The organism is Haloterrigena turkmenica DSM 5511, assembly GCF_000025325.1.
Taxonomy (GTDB): domain Archaea; phylum Halobacteriota; class Halobacteria; order Halobacteriales; family Natrialbaceae; genus Haloterrigena; species Haloterrigena turkmenica.
In genome coordinates, this window is sequence record NC_013746.1 from 107468 (window position 1) to 125520 (window position 18053).

Genomic DNA, 18053 nt, shown 5'->3' on the forward strand with positions numbered 1-18053 from the left:
ATAGGGTGGGAGTAAATGAAGACTCCCAATAGCCTTTATATGAGTATTACTTAACCACTCCATGTCAAGCGAGGTTGCCGCTGCCAATGCTCTAGAGGAGTTGGGACTAACCGAATACGAAGCACGGTGTTTTGTCGCACTCACCCGTATCTCACAGGGGACCGCGAAAGACATCAGCCAAGTTGCCGATGTCCCTCGATCGCGGGTTTACGACACAGTTGACCGACTCCATAGAAGGGGATTGGTAGATATACAGCAGTCTGAGCCCCGAGAGTTTCGCGCAATCGCAAAAGAACAAGCATTTGAGAAATTACGTCAGGACTACAACGCTAGTATTGATGCTGCCGATGAGGCGTTAGACCAGGTTGAGTCGGCCAAGTCACAGGAAAAGAAGGGTGTCTGGGCAATTGCGGATGCCGGACATGTAGCCGACAGAGTCATAGATCTCATTGACAATGCAAATGATCACATCCATTTCATCATTGCCGATGAGGAAATGCTTGAACAGTCTGCTCTTGATCAGTTGGCGGCAGCCAGCGAACGCGGAGTCACAATCCTTGTGGAAGCACCATCAGACCTAGTACAAGACCGATTTCAACAGGCTGTTCCAGACGCCCACATCGTTGTCCAAGAGAGCTTACAAGAATCAAGAAAGGTCGTGAACAAATGGCCAGGACAGTTGGTGATGGCAGACCATCAATCAATCCTGATGAGCGGAGTTGAAGAGAATAGACTGCCAGGGGTTAACGACGAGACTGCCATGTGGAGCCATGGACGCGACCACGGTTTTGCCGCGTGGATGCCGGAGTTACTAGAAGACCGGGTAGATGAGAGTGAGAGTTCTGACTGAGCGTCCCTTGCAACCCGACTGCAACGGTAACGCCTCCACCTGTACTGAACGGCAACTACAGATGCGAACTGATCGCGTGAAGCAAATCAATCACCCAGTTAATCAACACACAGAGAGTCAGTGTAAATGTCAGGGTAATAAGAGCCACTAGCTCCTTATACATCCGATGCGCGATACTAAGTACCCCAAAGCGCGATCACGGAGTGATCCACCATCTGCTAACGAGGAAGTAGCGAAACTCCGTCTTCAACTCTCTGACTGGTCCCTTTCTGAATTAGAGCAGGAGGGATTGGTCAATTGGAAGAGAGACGAATACATTGTGACGAAAGGTCCTCGATTCGAGGAGAAACGACCAGAGTGGGAGATCGACTAATAACAGATAGCGAGGTTGGTATCTTGGTTATCTGTACTGAACGGCACACCTTTCGTCACGGTTCTCAAAAGGCAAATGCAGTGGGGATGTCGCTGCATTTGCCCTCACCGTGTACGCAGCCAACGGAACGGGATGATTTCTCAGTGGTCCAGTGCAGGAGCATTCACGGGAGCGTGACCGTGCCGATCAACTGCACGACCTGCCCTGTTGACGGTGTGTATCCGCTGGGACAGGTCATGTTAATGTTAGTCAGTAACACGGATAGCCATTCGGCCGTCCACTGCAGGCTTGTAGTGATTATCTGGGAGACAGTCTGTGGGAAAACCAGCAGTGCTTGGTTCTCCACCTACACTGAGCGGCTTGAACCCGAGGAGTGCGTCGTTTGTGGATCGGACGAACACGACGACGAGGGATGGATTTTTTCGATAGAAGATAACGAAGTAGTGGTGATAAATGGAAACGGCCTCGAGAGGAAACTGAAGGACGACGCTCGGCCCATCTGTTCCATCGAATGCAAGGACGAGTTCGAACGACAACGCGAGACGGGTACTGAGCGATAACTACGTGTGCGAATTGAACGGGCAAGTCAGAATACTCCGGTGATGAAGCCAACTCCCATGATGATGAGGACAGCTGCGGAAAACGCTGGGAGGTACGGCGTGTACTGCTCGACTTTCTCCTCGGAGTGCTGGTAGCCTGCAATCAACAGCATCGTCAGTCCGACGATACCCACGATGACGGTGAGGGCGTACGCACTCATCAGTTCGAGGCAGTGGTTTGACCCGGCGCAGAGCGCAATAATCTCGAACTCCTCTTCGTGGGCGAACCCGAGAACGAACGCGAACCACGCAATCCCGAGGAGGCCACGGTCAGCGGTCTCTTCCGGGTCATCGTGTGAGTGAGTGTGCCCACCGACGAAAGGAATAAACCCTTTTAAACGGCTGACCAGTCCATCGTCGTGATCGTGCGAATGGCCGGAATGTTCGTTCAGATCGTGTTGGTGGTCGTGATGGGCTGAGTGGCCGTCATCATCGTGACTGTCGTGAGAATGACCGTGAGAGTATTCACGAATCCCGAGCGCGATGAGCAGGACACCGGCAACGAGACTGACTGGCCCGCCGATTTGGAAACCACCGAGTATCGTCGTCGGCTCGTTGATCTGCGTGAGGTCGAAGTAGTCCTTCGCGTAGAAGAAGACTCCCACCATCGCGATACTGCTGATAAGGTGGCCGACGCCGATGATGAGACTCGCCGCGAACCCGTACACCCACTTGTTCGTCTGGTCGAGAGCGTACGAGGCGGCAACGGGCCATCCATGACCCGGTTCGATGCCGTGAACGGCACCGAGAGCGACCGCTCCGAGGAAGAGACCGAGTGCGTCGCCGTGTAACATCCTGATTGAAAATCTGCTACCGGCGCGAATAACGGTTGTTAATACCGAAATGGGTACATCGTCATACGAGAACCTCTTGTACAATCCCGACGAGCCAGTACCTATGCGAACGAGTTTCAATATTCCAGACGAAGTCATCGAAGAGTTCGACCGAGTCTGGCAAGAGCAGGACCTCGAAAACAGGTCGCGAGCGGTCCGAGAAGCGATGCTGGAGTACATCGAGTCTCACTCCCGCCTCGAAGAGACGAGCGGGGAGATCGTCGCACTCGTCGCGTTCGATTATCGCCACCATGAGGTGATACAGGAACTCCACGCAGTCCAACACGGGTACCAAGACGTGATCCTCAACACGAGTCACACGCACCAAGGGGAGTGGTGCCTCGAATCGCTGTTTTGTCGGGGACCAGCCGAGCAGGTACGGAACCTCACCTACCGACTCCGCGACTTTGACGGCGTCAATCGGGTCAAGGTGATGGTCATCCGGGACGGCGAGGAATAACGATCTGCCAGAAACCTCCGCGAGGTACATTCGGCATGTCCTTCACCTATACTGAGCGTGATTTTCATCATATTACTGACTACCGTTATACTGTCCGATTAGTCTGATCGGTTAGGCTATCGGGAAGATCTGTCTGAATAGGCTGATCGATATAACCGTACTAATGGATCGGTGTGGAATGTTACCTCAACCGGTTAGGCTAGCCAGTTAGCCTACCCGATACGTCTGACGGGGTACTATAACTGATTAGCTTACTTGATAAGTCATGCTCACATACGCAACCTACAGCGAGGCTGGCGGCGTCGGGAAGACGACGCTCGCCGCGTCACTCGCCGACGAGCACGCTCGAGCCGGTCGCAACGTCCTGGTGATCGACCTTGACCCGCAGTACGGATCGTTGACGCACTTGCTCGGCATCGACGCACCGCGCGATGACGGTGACGCGGACAACCTGGTTCGGCACCTGATCGACCGGCCGAAGGGCGACTTTGAGGACCTCATCCTCGAGACCGACTACAGCTTCGACATCGTTCCGAGTCACAATATGATGGAGCGGCTCGGCGATCTCCTCACGCGGGCCGAACAGATGGCTGCCGATCTCGATGAGGACTTTGATCCAACTGACCAGCTGCGGCGTGTCCTCCTGGAGGCCGACGTCCCCAGCGAGTACGATACGATCATCGTCGACCCGCCGGCGACCGCGGGCCCGCATCTCTACAACGCAGTGAACGCGACTCGGTCGCTGGTGATCCCAATCGAGCCAACAGGCAAAGGGATGCAGAGCATCTACGGCCTCGAGGAACTCGTCGGTGGCCTCGAGGAGACGCTCTTGAGCGATGGCGAGCAGGTTGAGATTGGCGTTCTCGCCGCCGTCCCGAACGGTGTCGGGCGGACGAGCGACCAGCAGGAGTACCTCGAGGAGATCCGCAACCGTGGCTACCCGGCGCCGGTTGCGATCCGCACGCGCGAGTCGCTGTTCCAAGGCTGCTGGAAGCAGCAGTGCACACCTCGGTACTACGTTGAGAACCACCGCAGTCGCAAGCGCGATCACGAGATGGATACCCTCGAGAAGTTAGAGCAACTGGCTGCGGAGATCACGGAGGTCGGTGAACGATGAAGAAAGGCGCCGGCAGTGACCCGTTCGGAAGCGGGGACGACGATGCAGTGGACGGCCAGGACGGCGGGACCGGTGACGACGTCGACGACTCGAGCAGTCGAGACGACCGATCGGAAGACCTCGATGAGGGACTCGAGAGCGAACCTTTCACTGACGATGCCGCTGTCGAGCAAGCGATCGAGACTGCTGATGATAACGAGCTGGACCTTCCGCAACCCGGTCGTGATGACTCGGGTGTCCCGTGGGTCTACACGCGGTCGAACGTCAAGGACAGCCGGGACATGGTCCAGTTCTACCTCCGTGAGGCCGTCCAGACCGCCGAGGATGACTTCGTCGACGCAGTCAGCGATGTGCTCGGGACCGACGTCTCGAAGACAGACGTTCGGGAGGCAGCGTACGTTGCTGCGATGCGTCAGCCCGAGATCGTCGCTGAGGAACTCGAGCGGTGGGGTTTCGAGTCAGAGTGACTTCCGGGATAGGTCTTATCTGTTGAAGTTTTTATGCACTTGTACTTCCTTTCGGGTGATAGATGCATCTACCATCGGGTGAAACCCTTGCCCTGACACCAGAGCAGACTGCCCGCGCGAAGCAGCTTCTGAAGCGAACTGTCGATGGTGAGGTTGAATCGCCGACCAACATCGTGGACTCGTGGAAAGAGCCGACCAGCACTATTGACTGGGAGCGGAAAGAGGATCTGTTCCCAGAAGAGGAGGGCTTCATCACACCGTCGGCAATCGCGGGTTCGGTCAGCTCACCGAACCGACTGGAAAAGCACCGAATCAAGAAGATATTGGTGTGCCTGCTCGAGGAAGAGTTTGAGGTTCAGAATATAGCTCCGCCGAAACTCCGGAAGTACGGTGACTGCTTTTATGTGACGGGTGACGGACACCACCGCAGTATGGTGGCAAGAGCAATCGGGTTAGATGAGCTGTACGCCAAATCCGAGATCGTCCCACCAGAGCTCCTCATACAGCCCGACCGGTGAACTACTGAATCTGTCGTTCCATGTAGCGATATGTGGTATATAGAAGGTGTAACACACCACCCTCGCGGGTGTAGTCCAACAGGATTAGGCTCCGAGGTTATCGCCTCGAGACCGCTACTCGCGAATGCGGATTCCGGGAATGGACGTCTCTCGAGCGCTTAATCCCCCAGTATGGTCGCTCGAGAACCCTTTCCTACACGGATTACGAATAGACTTGATTATCCGAATAATCAAGTGTACTGAACAATATTGGAGAGTTTCCAGAAAATAGATTTAGGCGATATCGGGTGGTATGAGTCCTCAGACGGCCACCAAGCTTAATCGGGACCAACCGAATGCTCGAGATGGCGGGATGGGGAGTCCGTCGTTGCCGATAGACTATCCATTCGACTCGAGACATCGAAACCCGCCACTGATCGAGATCGCTCCAACGTCAATGGCCAGTCTCGATTTCGATCGCACCCCTACCCGATTGGCATACCACCTTTCGATAGGGGTCTAGCGCTGGTTGTCCCTCGGCGTTTTCTCGTGCCTCTGAGTAACTGTAAGAGAAGTGTCCGGGTAAGTGGGGGATTGAAGTTGGATGTAAGTTACCCGGACAGGAATCAGTATCAATAGGAGAGTAATAAGGACTGGGGCTGTTTCGAGTGCTGAGTCGTGCTTATGTCTGGTGGTTTCGGACAAACGTGCTGCGACAGATAACCAAGAATGAGTATATGTTGGGACAAATACTATTGTGACTCGTCTCAAAGCTGAGGATGCTCGAGCCGGCTGGTAGGCAGTTGGTGGTTTCGACCGGCTCGAGCATTCTGACAGTAGGAGTCACACCTAATAAGCTCCTAGAATGGTTCATTCAATCCAGTATACCTAATACGATAATAATATCTGCCATCCAGTAGGGTGCTGAGCGCCGAGACTGTTTATACGAAGCCGCGGCTAGCGACAGTGATGCCTCTGGACGATCGCAGCGACGATCTCCTCGTCGCGGTCGCGCTGACGGAGTTCTCAGTTCACTATGAAACGATCGACTCAGACCTCTCGAGAAGAGCGTGGCAACTGGCCGCGAATCGACTCCTCGAGTACGACGTCGACCCTCGCGACGTCGACGAAGCACTCGAGATCGGGCGAGAGTGCTAAACGGTTATGTGTATCAAAAGCCCCAGCGGTCAGGATGGGGCCGGTCCACGGTAGCTGAGCGGCAAGGGTGTAGTCGGCGGGTAGTGGGATGACTGGTCGCTACGTCGCGTGGGTGCTACGCGACAGTGGAGACGTTCGGCGCAAGCACTATCAATCCGGCCACGATTCCGAGTTTATTGGAATCGCCGCTGGTTGTCACTATTCCCCAGACTAACTCGACGGCAACTGATTGGCTCTACGAGTACGATGTCGGACCGCGTGATGTTGATCGCGAGGGGATGAGCTGTAACGACGATGTTTCGCTGGACGTTGACCACAAGTCGATAGGTTGACGCCTCCGAACGTCTCGCGGAGGTGGTAGATGTGCGGCCCAGTTCGGTTGGCCTCGCCGTTACGGATACAGCTCTCGACGATTTCGCCGTCCAAGTGCCGATTGTGTTCGTCGTACTTGTCCCGGAGTCGCTCCTGGAAGTGGACGGTCGGCCGATACGCCGATGGCTCTTGAGGTGGATAGGCTGAGCGTCGGAAGACATGAGCGAGATCAGTCGGAGATCGCGACTGGCCGGACAGCGTGATCCACGTCGGCGGTGGCTCGATCAGACTCGAGAGCTCGGGCGAACGCCGCGCCGAGAACCTCCGTTTCGTTGCCCTGAGCCGACCGCAGTTGTTGCAGCTCGCGGACCGCGGTGTCGAACTGCTTGGCGTCGAGGTCGTATTCAGTCTCGAGGGTGATGTAGCGGTAGATGTTCTTCGCGAGCGGTTTGAGCTTCTCGAGGGACTTGTTGCAATGATTCCCGTTGCAGTCAGTCCCGCAGTTCTCGCAGAAGCAGGTTTCGAAGCGTCGGTTCGAGTCGTTCGAGTCCCACAACGTGTGCTCCTGTGAGCCGTTCTCGGTGCGCTCGAACCACTCGTTTAGTGTGATCACGACCGGGTCGCCGTCCTCGAGGCACTTCTCCGACCCGAACCGCTCATCGCTCAGAGTACCTCTTCGGTCGCCTCGTAGCGACTGGCAAGGCTTTCGAGACCGCTCGCGAGGTCTTGGAGCTTCTACTCGTCGGGATCGTGCCGGCGGATGACGTGACGGATCTCCTCGCGGAACTCGAGGTCGCCATCACTCGACATCGGTTTCTCCTCCGTCGGTTGCGACCCGCCAGTCTCTGTCGCTACGCTCGGTCAGACACTCGAGACACGGCAGGACGTCGGCGTCCGGTCCCGGACAGTCCTCGACGCCGTTCCAGCACTTGTTGGACTGCTCCGCAACGCCGGCGTTCAAGTAACCGCCAGCGTCGATCGCAGCGCGGTCCCAACTCAAGCGTCGCCACCCCCGTTCTGATCACTATCTGTCGGTAGTGTGCGTGTGTTTCATGCTAAATACGTCTGAAGAATAGGGTTTTAACAGAGCCGTTCGAGCGTGTCGATTAGCTTTTGGGCCGTGTTGCTAATCCGGCCAAGCCGGTCAGAGATCGCCTCGGGATCGTCACCATTCCACGCCGCAAGGTAGAACGCTGATCCACTCATATCTAGCTCGAAGTAGCGCCCCACAACGTACGCAACGGCTTCGGCTTCCAGCTCGCGTTTTGACCGCTCATTACGATCCTCAATATCAAAGTGCAACAAGGCGTGGGCGAACTCGTGGATGAGTGTCCCAGCGAGATCCGCTTGGTTGTCTCGATCTTTTACTTCGACTCGCGGGCGCATGGTCATCGGACAACGTTGCTTGCAGACTCCCTTCGCTTCCCCATAGTACCACTCGTCAGGGGAGACAATCTGTGCGTCGACATCCAGCTGCTCTGCACTCTCGAGGAGGGCCGGCACTAGATTACTGGCATCTCCATATGCTTCGGTTTCGAGATCAGGAAGCGGCTCTCCGTCGGTCTGCGAGACATCGAAGACAGCGGTCGGTTTGAACCCGACAAGCCCTTTCGACCACTCCTCGGACTGCGTCTTGTCGTATTCACAATCACTATTTTCGTGGTAGCTCGGCGAGTTTCCGCATTCGGGACACTGTTTCGTGATGATCGGTGCCCAGATCCAGATCGCGCTCTCGCCTTCTTGGACGTAGCGCTCGAACTCGTTTGCCCACGTGTTGTACCCTGCAACCCGAGTTGCGTGGGGACACTGGTGCTTGATGAGGAGCGTATTTCGGTACGAGTAGTCGTGGAATTGGCTCTGTACGTCGAGCCAGGCTTTGAACTCCTCACTGGCTGCAGCGTCGTTGACGAGGTCTGTAAGGTCGTCAACCCACGTTTCGATCGTACTGTTCATCTCGTCGCTGCGCGTCTCGGTGTCGGTGAACGAGGCTGCTCGCTCTGTGGTCACTGCCATTGGAATCACTTGTGTTGACGCTCTCGCCTGCTCGAAAGCGCCTCACCCCTCTCAGGGGAACAACAACACCACTCTCGTCGCACACCGGATTTCGAGTGAAAAACCGGCTCACGGCGGGATGAAAACGCTCTGTTCATCGACGATCTCCTCGAGTCGATTCTGCGGCCGATGCTCGAAGTAACAGTTGTACGAGCAGTACCCGCAGATCTCACCAGTATCGTACTCGGCTACGAACGGGCCACGATCGGTTACCAGTCACGACTCCTCGCGAAGTTCTTCAGCTCGCTGGGCTAGCAGTTTGAGGATCGGAAGGCGTTTCTGATGCTGATTTTCATAGGCGACACACGCCTGGAGTGTCTCCATGTCGGTGATCGTCGTGATTCCCGCATCAATAAGCCGGGGATTCGATGACTCGAGGCGCTGTGCTGGCGTCAGTGGCTCGTCAGTGCAATCAGTTTCAGACATCGTGGGAACCTCTCACCTCTCGAGGAGAGAAACAACACCACGAGACAGTGCCGCTGATCTGACGGTCATCTTGGAGCAGCGAGAGAGTCTCGCCGCCCGTGTTCCTGGTTCACTGGTGGTGCGTGTCCTCTCTTGGATTGTCAGGATCCGGACCGTGTCGAGGTGACTGACACCTGGTGCACTCCCAGATCGGCGAGTCGGGAATCTCTGGAACTGGTACTTCATCGAAGCCACCGAATGTGTGGCGCGTCGTCTCTCCACACGATCGACACTCCAGATTACGACGAGTTCGCCCCTCGCGACGGGGGGTCTCGGAGCGATCCGGTGGGGAGACGTGTTCGAGGGCTATTGCGGGAACGATCCAGGTGAGTGTTGGTTCGTCCCGTCGTGGGTATTCCGCAGTATCCCAGTTGGGATTGGTTCGCTTGAGCGTGCCGCCGGCAATCAGCTGGCCGATCTCCTCGATGTCAGTGATCGGCTCGCCCTCAGCGTCGAACAGCACTGGATCGAGCGTCGGCCGGTTGTTGGTGTCTTCATCGTCAGCGCTCTCGTCAGCAACGATGGTGTAGTCGTGACCGGCGTTCTGGCGGATGATATCGAGCTGGCGTTGCCCTTCGATCGTATCGACAGCGGCGGCAGTAGGCAACTGGCCCCACTCACGAGTGAAGCGTGTGACGAGTTCGCCCTCGAGATCGGCGATGAGTTCACACTCGTCGATGCCGTCGATAGAGGTGGTGAAGGGATCATCAGTCAACCCTTTGTAAACGGCTTTAGCTTTGCTGATGGCGTTCTGCTCGGTTTTCGCGTCGACGAGAACGTGAACCAGCCCAGTCAGTTCGCGCTTGGTGTCGGGTTCAACCGCCAGATCACCGTAGTCGAGGCTGTTCGTGAAGCAGAAGTCGCACTTTGTTCGATCGTGAGCGATCTCCGTGCCACACTCGCACCGATTCTCAGCGGTGGAGTCGTCCTCGTGAGACGCTGGTTCAGGAGCGTCTGGATACCCTACGTGACCGTTCTCGAGCGAGTCGTCGACATGTTCGTAGCTACCATCGTCGACGGCTCTTGAGTCGGTCGCATCGGGGGCAATACTACCTTCGTCTTCGGGAGCGAACTCCCGGCGGTCGTCATCGTCGTAGTTCATGGTGTCGTGGAACCTCTCGGTGTGTCGTCAATTTTCGCTCTTATCCCTGCCCTCGTTACTCTCCGGGTAGTGGAGTGAAAGTGAAATGAAATCTTGTCAACGAATCAAAAGAGTTATCAATATGTGTTGTTTAATACACATGTAGGGGATCAGAGCTGTCAGAGACACCTCATCCGCGCTTTCCGTATGTTTTGCTTTTCTATCGTCGAGGCGATGAGTTGACTCTTCTCTCTCGTCCATAGTCCTGAATGCGCTGTGCAGCGGTGCGTTCGCCAAACGAAACTCCACTCTTCTCGATCACTCGCAATCACTGAATTCTGAGAATGTTTGTTGGGTGCTGTCTGCACTCGACCTTGCCGATGAGCGTCGCGACGGCATCGACGCTCCAACTGGGGAAAAGACCCTCGGCACCGAGTGAGCAGGGAAGTGTCGGGAGCGCATCTGGATCAAGTAGCTCTTCACTATCCGTCTCCTCGATCGTCACCGTGTCAGGGTCGAACGGGACGTCTGCAGGAACGGTCGGTCCGGCACAGATCACGGCGTTGTCGGTCTTGCACGGACACTTTGTGTAGCCAGTCTCGTACGCGGCGTTGATCCGATCGGCATGCGGCTGGCGGATGCGATGTCCACTCGGTCGTTGCATTTCCGACCTGGCTTCGCTCCACACGACGAGCACTCGATCGCCAGAACCGGATGATACGGTTGAGCAACGCCACAATCTTCGCACGTGACGGCTGCTGTCACGGAGTCAATGGTTGGTTCCATGGGGCTCACCCCTCGAGACCGTCGAACAACACATCGGTCGTACTCGCGTCATCCCAGACCGATCTCGCTCACGCTTCCGAATCGATCGTGAACTGCCCGGTCTCATCGCTCTACGCGGAGGCTGAACCTACTTCGTGAGTACTATTTTACGGTTATTTTCATGCTTATTGCTAGCAGTAGACAAAGTATTACGACTGCACGCTACGTAGATGTATTGAGGACCCATGAGGATCGTTCAGAACGTGGTTCGCTGGTACAGACTCAACCATGGCGTCGGGAAAGAGATGCTGGATAGTGGTGCTGAACTCATGCCATGTCCGTACTGTGAAAAGGAGACACCAGTCTTTCAGTCAACATATAATTCGGCAGGGTTGCCAATTTTGTTCAGTGTCTGTCTCTGGTGTGATGGATTTATTGAATTCGGTGGCGCCTCCCTGCAGCCGCACGAGCCGTATGCAACCGCACACGATCCCCAGAGTGAGGAGCGGCATTCGAAGCCATAGTTTGTTCGTTTACCTGTAGAATTATGGATGCTGTTACCGTGACTCGTGACATGGGCACGGATGATTCGTACTCGACCGGTCTCCTTGAACGAGATACAGAGAACCCGGCTGTTGGAACGTTCCCACCGACCGTGTCGTCGACTGCGTTCGATGCCGTGACCCGTGGCGATCTCATTTATTGGGGAGAATGGTCGAATCGGGATGCTCTCGTGGTCACGAGGCACCGGTCGGTCTACGACGCCGATTCTCGGTTCACAGAGCTGGGCCAGTCTCTGCTTGACAGCGACGGTGCCACTACGCTACCGCCACCTGTCGTGGATCGCATCGAGCAGTGGGCAGCGGAGAAGATCCATTTTGTCCGGGACGAGTCAGTACCGATGGTCTGCTTGCTTATGGCCGACGACGCGTTTCAGACGCATAGTAACGAAGAATAGAAAGGTGAGTTGTTATCTCTTCTCGGCTGGAGTGTTCATCCGAAGTATCGACCTGATAGAGGTATCCGCGTTCGAGCAGTCGTGTGATCGTGTGTTCAGCATCCGCTCGTTCGAGTACCATCTCATCGGATGCATATAGTACGTCTACTGCTTGTTCCCGGTTGGCGGTGGTACAGAACTGTTCTCAAGGACTACCGCGACGGATCTCGGAGATCACCCTCATCATATACTCAACCGGATCTCGTATATCATATCCTGATATTCGATAATGGAAAATCCCCTTCGGAAAATCGAGTTCTGGCAGCCCAGGGTGTGTGAAGACTTCTGCACCACCGCCCGACGAGCAGTATGAACGGTTCATGAGCGAAATCCAAGAATCAGAATCACCGCAGGAGTTCGGCTACGACCACCAAGCTTGGCACGTTTTGCCCTAATAGGGATGTGTTATTCGCGACTCGAGGTTGTCCCTTCCGTTGCAGCGGTGACCTGGTCAAGAAACTGCTCAATGACTGCACTGGCTTCTCGTTCCAGTTCCTTAGCAGCAGTATTGCGAGGAAGTTCATACACCGTGATCTCACCACTCTGGAGGTCAGTGAGTTCGTCTTCACTGCTTTCGATATTGAGGATGGCAGTCCTGAAAATAACAAGTGCACGTGTTTCGTTGATATCCAAATACTGGATATTGCAGGACTCTAAGGTAGCAAAGAGATCTATTGGAGCGGGGAAAGTGTAGCGCTGAGTGAGATCCGAACAGTCATCCATTATAGTCCAGTGATGGTTCTTTCTTAATAGTCCCTCTTGTCAAATGAATGACTTTTCAAGGCGAATGGCATTCGTTTGTCATCCGATCCAGATGGTATTCATTCTATCAGGCATTCAGTTTGATTATCTGTCAGGACATCTCTTCTTCCTCAATTTCGGGGAGGATACTATTTTATACGCATATGTATACTAGCTGAAGTGAAGCCATGATTCCCTGTCACACGCTCCATGGCTTTGTTCCCACCTTGTCAGTAGACCATTCGTCTTTTGGTGTCTGCCCGTTCTGCGAATCAACCGGTAACTCACACTTTAGCGCCAGTTAGCTGAGGATGCTTTATGAGGTACTGGTACTTGCCGTCCTGACGTGTGTTCTGGACTGTCGATCGTCATGGTGAGGATCGACCCTCCTCGGCGTTGTTGTCTGCGCTGAGTCCGTCGTAGGGCAGTAGCTGTTCCTCGCTGTCCCCGTCTCCGACGGGCGGCTGTTCAGAGAGGGGAACGTCTTCGTCGAACGTGTGTTCGTATACGTCTAGGAGTGGCATGATGATCAGTCTTGGAGAGCGTGTATTGCTTGTACACGCTCCTTCCACCCCTCTGAGGGGGTGAGCAACACCACAGAGAATCCACGTGGTACAATCCTTACTGTTGATCGACCGTTCGCGTCTCAGGTGTCGCGAACGAGCAGCATCTTCTCGGTGAGTTTGACGTCGTACTCACCGACTGAGAACGCGACCGACACCGATTCGCCGGTTGTGACGAGTCGATCAAGCGCCTCAGGGTCGATCGTGTCGGACAAGACGATCCCGTGGGTTGGTCCCAGCTCGGTTGACGGGCAGTTTTCGAGACTCGCGATTGCTTCGATAATTGCAATGCTCGGCGGCGTTTCCGACCATTCGTATTCAAGGTGCTCAGTATTCATGATTCACCTCCGCTAGTCCGGCCCCTGCTCCTGAAAATCGCTCGCGCTGGGATCGGCAGTTCGGACAGGCGTGGAGCGTTCCGGTGTTGTCCGAAAATACCCGCTTATACTGTTCTGTGACGTGCGCGCCACAGTTCGAACACTCAGGCATCGTCAGGCCTCCATAACCGCGTGTTCGTACATCGCACGCGTCGCCTCGAGTTCGATGATCGAGTCTGCGAGGGTCAACGGTTCGACTAGGTGCTCATCGAGCGTTTGCAAATCGGCCAGCACTGCTTCGAGTTCGGCCTGCATCTGCTCGTCAGACCAGCTGCCGACGGGGTCACTCATCACGACTCACTCTCCGGGCAGCCGGGCGCATGCGACAGGTTGTCCTGTCCACCGAGTTCGACCAGCAGCTCGCGTTCGCAGTACGTACACCGGACGTACGCCTTCCCGCCCTGTTCCGGCGGTTCGACATGCCGCGTGTACGTCGGTTTCTCGGGCTCACTCTGAGTAGCCTCGGCGGCTACGGTCCCGCCGTCGGGAACTAACCGCTCTGTACGAGCAGTCACCTCGGCTTCCGCACGCAAGCGCCGTTTGCGGGCTGCTTCGGTTTCGTAATGTTCTGCTCGCTGTACAATCTGCTTCAGCTCTCTGAATCGATTCATCTGTCAAACCCTCCACCCCTCTCGAGGGGAGAACAACACCACCGAGCGGAGAGCTGGGCGTCCAGTGCTGTCGCTGGGTGTCTTCGTGTCTGATTGAGCTCTAGTCAGCTTCTGGGGTCACTGTCTCTCGATCCCACACTGGCTCCCACTCGCTCTCGTGTCCGTCAACGTGATCTTCATACGCCGAAAACCAGTAGCGATCGTAGCCGCGAGATTCGGTCCCAAGCCACTTGCCTGATGCGAGCGCGCCGTACTCATCAGTCTCGGGAATCGGCTCAGCCTCTTCGATGGACCACGTGTACTGGCTGTCGAACTCGGCGATGAAGCCCTGGTCGCCAGACGGTTCACGCAGCGTACACCGAGTGTTGCAGGTCGCACAGAAAACGCCCTGGTAGACAAGATGTGTCCATTCGTCGGAGCCACAGACAGGACACTTCACCGTGTCGAACGCACCAGCATACCGCTCTTCAGTGTCGACGATCGCCATCACTCGTCACCTCTATCTGGACCGATCCGCGTCACGCGACCGATCCTGGCGTGGGCACCAGCCAGTACCAGCGAAACGTGCTCGAGCATCGAGATGTCGGTCACAATCGTGTTCCCGTCCTTCTGGAGGACGACGACACCGCTGTCGTGGAGCCAGATAGAGACGCCAATCCCCCAATGATGCCATCGACCTGGTGAGAGTGCTCTCGACGGAAGTGAGAGACTCTCGTCACCGCAATCGATCGCCGCCTGAATGCCCTGGCGAAGCGCCCACACTTGCGATTCGGTGAGCGTGTCCACGGGTGCGTCAATCTCGTCGACATACGTCAGCAGATCTGCCACCATCAGACCTCACCTCCGATGATCCGATCGATCTCGGCCAGTTCGCGCGCTTCAGCAGCCTCGTCCGCATATCCGACGTCGGTGGCATAGCGCTCGAGGACGGCCACGGCTCTATCGTCGTCCGTGGCTGCTCGTTCGAACAGCTTCTCAAAGACGGTGACGACCATCCGATCGGCGACCTGGCGGCCAGCATCAGCTGCTTCACTTTTGATGCGACCAAGCCGTGACTCGGGATACGCGTAGGTTTTCGAAGGCCTGGACTTCAGATTTGAACAGTAGACGACATCGAATACGCGCTCATCGTTGGTTGTGTCGAATCGCGAGTTCCCGTAGTTATCGAGCAGATTGTAGTTGTTCACCTCAGACCACTCAGCTACCGTCTGTCCAGTATCTGCGATCACGTGGACTGGTCGCCCCTGTGCGAGGTCCAAGCAGACGTCACCAAGTTTGATCGACTGTTCGTTCATCGGCTCACCTCGTCACTGAGAGTGCGAGCAAGCGTTGCGGCCTGCTGTTCAATCGGCTCGTGGTGGGCGTGTCTGACGTTCAGGAGCGCAAGGTGCGCTCCAACCCCCCACAACTCTGCCTGGTGCAACTCGTCAGCAAACTCCGTGAGAACGTCGTCAGTCGTCTGGCGACCATCGGTGAGACCGTTGATCCGAGCTGCAATCTGATGAGGGATTGCATCTCGACAAGAAGGATCTCGTCCTGTGTAGTCGGCCATCGTCTCGACGAGTCCCGCAAATGCCTCAACACGTCCGTCGACCATGACGTCCCACTCTTCGAGGTCATCCTCGTCGACGGCGTACGTCACAGCGTCGGGTTCCTGTCTCTCAAGGAGAGCCTCGAGAGCCGCTCGCTTCCAGCTGCGGTAATCACGGAACTTCCAGAACGTGGCGAACTCTTCGAGCGTCTCGATCGAGTACTCGATTGAGATGTCGGCGCGAACACGCTCGGTCGTCTCGTCACCATAATCAGTGATCCGGGTAATCGGCCCATTGGCAGTCGCGAGGAACCGTCGTGGAAGCGGCGTCGTGCAGTCGGTTGACTGCGCTTCGTTGGGTGTTTCCGTTGGCTGTGCTGCCGTCTCGTCTGCTCGTGACATCTGTGATACCCTCCATCCCTCTCGAGGGTGCAACAACACCACGTGCGGTACGTTCGTGCGGATGCTGGTCGACTCTGGCGAAGTTACCCCACGATTTAGTGTCATTTTCACCTCGTGGCAGGGTGTCATAGAAAAGTTCCTATACCCTTTCTCTGTGACTACCCGACAAACGGCAAGTACAGACGAAGGTGTTACCGGATCGGCTATTTACCTCTCTGATAGCTGTCAAAAACAGCATACTGAATGCAGAGGATGTGGTTAGCACGCAGAGCTATTTAATTCGGATAGCACCGACTGGAACGGTCAATGAGGAGGTTTGGGAATGTATCAGAGCCATTAAACTGCCTGAAGGAAAGATCGAGCCATGAAGTTCGCCGACCGAGAGCAAGTATACGGACGGGAGGAGTATTACTGGGGTAGAGAGCCAAACGATATGGCCGAGAAGACGGCGGAAATTGCTTCACAGGCCAATTCTGGCATAACGGTGATTGACGTTGGAGCCGGTGAAGGTCGGGACGCGGTGTTTTTTGCAGAACAAGGATGGAACGTGTATGCGATGGAGGTTTCTCCGAACGGCCTGGCGAAGGCCAAACGTCTTGCCAACGAGCGAAAGGTGTCCCTCCAGACAATCGAAGCTGATGCAAACGACGCCACCTTCCCCGAAGCGGTTGACGTAGTTTATTCGGCCGGTGCGATTCAATATATCCGACCTGAGAACCGGGACCGACAGTTCAACCACTTCAAAGAGAAAACGACTGTCGATGGGGTTCACGCAATGTTCGCTTTCGTGGATCATCCTGACGTTCCGACCGCACCGGACTGGACGGAACGCGAGTATTTCTACGCACGAGGCGAGCTGATGAAATACTACCGTGACTGGGAGGTCCTCGAATTTGAAGAGGTGATCTTTGACGACGAATCGGGGAGTGAACCCCACCGACACGCAGCAGAGATACTGTTCGCACGGAAACCAAACTAAACCGTCGATCTATCCGTCCACCTGCGCCATCTGTTACACGTAGACGCTGGTTCGAACGATTCCCCTGCCCGCGCTTCTGGGCTACTATCGTGCGAGATACGCGCGTTCTATTCAGCAATGGCTCCGCGATATTCCCGAAAACTGTCACAAATAGCGCGATGGATACAGAGGGTGTATATAGCAAGCAATTTTCATTTCTTCCAGTTCCTTTGTGCGGATGTCCCGTTGAGTAGGTGTGCACATTGACCGAGCTTTCCCATCAAATTGTGATCATTTTCAAACAGTGTACCCGATACGCAGCGCGTGTTTCGCTAGGCCAGCAGTATCGAATGCTCCGTTAACGGCAATTGCATCGGTATTCGTATCGAGGCATGGATCGGTCTGGTCCTCGATCAGTCTCTTTCATCAATCCTCGTAATTAACGATGGAGCGGAAGCCGCCGTAGGCCATACGCTCCGAGTCGAAAGGCATGTCCTCGGTGAACTGTTCTGGGTCCATCGCGGAATCATCCATCACCTTCGTGTTCACCTTGTCGCGGTGCTCCCGAGACTCGAACACAATAAAGGAGAACACGACCGTTTCGTCGTCCCCGGTTTCGGCGAGCTGTGGGAAGGTCCGTATCGACATCTCGTCCATATCTGGCTCCATGTCGTCTCCAACCCCTTCGAAGTACTCGAGAGCACCGTGTTCGATCCAGAGTTTGCCGGCCTCATCGGCCATTTCCCGGTACGAATCGAGCTTGTCGTTCGGAACAGGGAGGACGAATCCATCGACGTATCGTTCCATAACTTGTGCATGGAAGACGCGACAGAAGTTGAACTTT

At 55.5% G+C, this 18053-nt stretch carries 27 protein-coding genes and 1 pseudogene; 9 read left to right on the forward strand and 19 right to left on the reverse strand.

Going from position 1 to position 18053, the window contains the following annotated elements; translation table 11 throughout:
* The first annotated feature begins 61 nt into the window (after window positions 1-61).
* Window positions 62-850, forward strand: a complete 789-nt coding sequence (locus tag HTUR_RS23725) for a TrmB family transcriptional regulator (RefSeq protein WP_012945904.1) — start codon at window positions 62-64, stop codon at window positions 848-850.
* 546 nt (window positions 851-1396) lie between these two features.
* Complete coding sequence (locus HTUR_RS23730) at window positions 1397-1783, forward strand: hypothetical protein (protein WP_148225480.1); 387 nt, start codon at window positions 1397-1399, stop codon at window positions 1781-1783.
* Window positions 1784-1809: 26 nt separating this feature from the next.
* On the opposite strand, the gene HTUR_RS23735 is transcribed toward HTUR_RS23730, so the two are convergent.
* A complete protein-coding gene (locus tag HTUR_RS23735; RefSeq protein ID WP_012945906.1) occupies window positions 1810-2616 on the reverse strand; it encodes a hypothetical protein in 807 nt (268 codons plus the stop codon).
* A 103-nt stretch (window positions 2617-2719) separates the two neighbouring features.
* Here HTUR_RS23735 and HTUR_RS23740 point away from each other — a divergent pair, with 103 nt between their 5' ends.
* The 5 genes from HTUR_RS23740 to HTUR_RS23760 all read left to right on the forward strand — a co-directional run bounded on the left by HTUR_RS23740 (window position 2720) and on the right by HTUR_RS23760 (window position 6354).
* Window positions 2720-3115 (forward strand): CopG family ribbon-helix-helix protein, encoded by a 396-nt coding sequence (locus HTUR_RS23740; RefSeq protein ID WP_012945907.1) that lies wholly within the window; start codon window positions 2720-2722, stop codon window positions 3113-3115.
* A 265-nt stretch (window positions 3116-3380) separates the two neighbouring features.
* Window positions 3381-4232, forward strand: a complete 852-nt coding sequence (locus tag HTUR_RS23745; protein WP_012945908.1) for a ParA family protein — start codon at window positions 3381-3383, stop codon at window positions 4230-4232.
* Window positions 4229-4699, forward strand: a complete 471-nt coding sequence (locus HTUR_RS23750; RefSeq protein WP_012945909.1) for a hypothetical protein — start codon at window positions 4229-4231, stop codon at window positions 4697-4699. Before HTUR_RS23745 ends, HTUR_RS23750 begins: the two co-directional genes overlap by 4 nt.
* A 62-nt stretch (window positions 4700-4761) precedes the next feature.
* Window positions 4762-5217, forward strand: coding sequence for a hypothetical protein (locus HTUR_RS23755; protein WP_012945910.1), 456 nt, complete (start codon window positions 4762-4764; stop codon window positions 5215-5217).
* A gap of 948 nt (window positions 5218-6165) precedes the next feature.
* On the forward strand, window positions 6166-6354 hold the full coding sequence (locus tag HTUR_RS23760) for a hypothetical protein (RefSeq protein ID WP_012945912.1): 189 nt from the start codon (window positions 6166-6168) through the stop codon (window positions 6352-6354).
* A gap of 541 nt (window positions 6355-6895) precedes the next feature.
* Here the strand turns inward: HTUR_RS23760 and HTUR_RS23765 are convergent.
* The 7 genes and pseudogenes from HTUR_RS23765 to HTUR_RS23785 all read right to left on the reverse strand — a co-directional run bounded on the left by HTUR_RS23765 (window position 6896) and on the right by HTUR_RS23785 (window position 10928).
* Window positions 6896-7279, reverse strand: a complete 384-nt coding sequence (locus HTUR_RS23765) for a hypothetical protein (RefSeq protein ID WP_012945913.1) — start codon at window positions 7277-7279, stop codon at window positions 6896-6898.
* Between the two features lie 186 nt (window positions 7280-7465).
* The gene (locus HTUR_RS27080) at window positions 7466-7666 is read right to left on the reverse strand and encodes a hypothetical protein (RefSeq protein ID WP_148225481.1); all 201 of its coding nucleotides are present in this window, start codon (window positions 7664-7666) and stop codon (window positions 7466-7468) included.
* Window positions 7667-7746: 80 nt separating this feature from the next.
* On the reverse strand, window positions 7747-8679 hold the full coding sequence (locus HTUR_RS23770; protein ID WP_012945914.1) for an ImmA/IrrE family metallo-endopeptidase: 933 nt from the start codon (window positions 8677-8679) through the stop codon (window positions 7747-7749).
* A 108-nt stretch (window positions 8680-8787) separates the two neighbouring features.
* Window positions 8788-8928, reverse strand: a pseudogene (locus HTUR_RS28875) (DUF6610 family protein); the annotation flags it as partial.
* Between the two features lie 6 nt (window positions 8929-8934).
* Entirely contained in the window at window positions 8935-9144 is a 210-nt protein-coding gene (locus tag HTUR_RS23775; RefSeq protein WP_012945915.1) for a hypothetical protein, read from the reverse strand.
* A gap of 109 nt (window positions 9145-9253) precedes the next feature.
* Window positions 9254-10285 (reverse strand): hypothetical protein, encoded by a 1032-nt coding sequence (locus HTUR_RS23780; protein ID WP_012945916.1) that lies wholly within the window; start codon window positions 10283-10285, stop codon window positions 9254-9256.
* A 307-nt stretch (window positions 10286-10592) separates the two neighbouring features.
* Complete coding sequence (locus HTUR_RS23785) at window positions 10593-10928, reverse strand: hypothetical protein (RefSeq protein ID WP_012945917.1); 336 nt, start codon at window positions 10926-10928, stop codon at window positions 10593-10595.
* Window positions 10929-11603: 675 nt separating this feature from the next.
* On the opposite strand from HTUR_RS23785, the gene HTUR_RS23790 reads away from it, so the two are divergent.
* Window positions 11604-11987 carry a hypothetical protein gene (locus tag HTUR_RS23790; protein WP_012945919.1) on the forward strand — a complete coding sequence of 128 codons (384 nt, stop codon included), beginning with the start codon at window positions 11604-11606 and terminating at the stop codon, window positions 11985-11987.
* 444 nt (window positions 11988-12431) lie between these two features.
* Here HTUR_RS23790 and HTUR_RS26415 read toward each other — a convergent pair whose 3' ends face one another.
* The 10 genes from HTUR_RS26415 to HTUR_RS23825 all read right to left on the reverse strand — a co-directional run bounded on the left by HTUR_RS26415 (window position 12432) and on the right by HTUR_RS23825 (window position 16251).
* Window positions 12432-12749: a hypothetical protein gene (locus tag HTUR_RS26415; protein WP_012945920.1), complete on the reverse strand. Its 318-nt coding sequence runs from the start codon at window positions 12747-12749 to the stop codon at window positions 12432-12434.
* Between the two features lie 386 nt (window positions 12750-13135).
* Complete coding sequence (locus HTUR_RS27750; protein WP_012945921.1) at window positions 13136-13291, reverse strand: hypothetical protein; 156 nt, start codon at window positions 13289-13291, stop codon at window positions 13136-13138.
* Between the two features lie 122 nt (window positions 13292-13413).
* Entirely contained in the window at window positions 13414-13668 is a 255-nt protein-coding gene (locus HTUR_RS23800) for a HalOD1 output domain-containing protein (protein WP_012945922.1), read from the reverse strand.
* Complete coding sequence (locus HTUR_RS28880; protein WP_012945923.1) at window positions 13658-13819, reverse strand: DUF7563 family protein; 162 nt, start codon at window positions 13817-13819, stop codon at window positions 13658-13660. Before HTUR_RS28880 ends, HTUR_RS23800 begins: the two co-directional genes overlap by 11 nt.
* Before the next feature lie 2 nt (window positions 13820-13821).
* A complete protein-coding gene (locus tag HTUR_RS27755; protein WP_012945924.1) occupies window positions 13822-13998 on the reverse strand; it encodes a hypothetical protein in 177 nt (58 codons plus the stop codon).
* Window positions 13998-14222, reverse strand: a complete 225-nt coding sequence (locus tag HTUR_RS23805; RefSeq protein ID WP_226377575.1) for a hypothetical protein — start codon at window positions 14220-14222, stop codon at window positions 13998-14000. Before HTUR_RS23805 ends, HTUR_RS27755 begins: the two co-directional genes overlap by 1 nt.
* A 196-nt stretch (window positions 14223-14418) precedes the next feature.
* On the reverse strand, window positions 14419-14805 hold the full coding sequence (locus tag HTUR_RS23810) for a DUF7567 family protein (protein WP_012945926.1): 387 nt from the start codon (window positions 14803-14805) through the stop codon (window positions 14419-14421).
* Window positions 14805-15149 (reverse strand): hypothetical protein, encoded by a 345-nt coding sequence (locus tag HTUR_RS23815; protein WP_012945927.1) that lies wholly within the window; start codon window positions 15147-15149, stop codon window positions 14805-14807. Before HTUR_RS23815 ends, HTUR_RS23810 begins: the two co-directional genes overlap by 1 nt.
* Window positions 15149-15613, reverse strand: a complete 465-nt coding sequence (locus tag HTUR_RS23820; protein ID WP_012945928.1) for a hypothetical protein — start codon at window positions 15611-15613, stop codon at window positions 15149-15151. The genes HTUR_RS23815 and HTUR_RS23820 overlap by 1 nt, the downstream gene beginning before the upstream one ends.
* On the reverse strand, window positions 15610-16251 hold the full coding sequence (locus HTUR_RS23825; RefSeq protein ID WP_012945929.1) for a hypothetical protein: 642 nt from the start codon (window positions 16249-16251) through the stop codon (window positions 15610-15612). The genes HTUR_RS23820 and HTUR_RS23825 overlap by 4 nt, the downstream gene beginning before the upstream one ends.
* A gap of 364 nt (window positions 16252-16615) precedes the next feature.
* On the opposite strand from HTUR_RS23825, the gene HTUR_RS23830 reads away from it, so the two are divergent.
* Window positions 16616-17230 carry an SAM-dependent methyltransferase gene (locus HTUR_RS23830; protein ID WP_012945930.1) on the forward strand — a complete coding sequence of 205 codons (615 nt, stop codon included), beginning with the start codon at window positions 16616-16618 and terminating at the stop codon, window positions 17228-17230.
* Window positions 17231-17635: 405 nt separating this feature from the next.
* On the opposite strand, the gene HTUR_RS23835 is transcribed toward HTUR_RS23830, so the two are convergent.
* Window positions 17636-18016, reverse strand: coding sequence for a DUF1428 domain-containing protein (locus HTUR_RS23835; RefSeq protein ID WP_012945931.1), 381 nt, complete (start codon window positions 18014-18016; stop codon window positions 17636-17638).
* Window positions 18017-18053 lie beyond the last annotated feature (37 nt).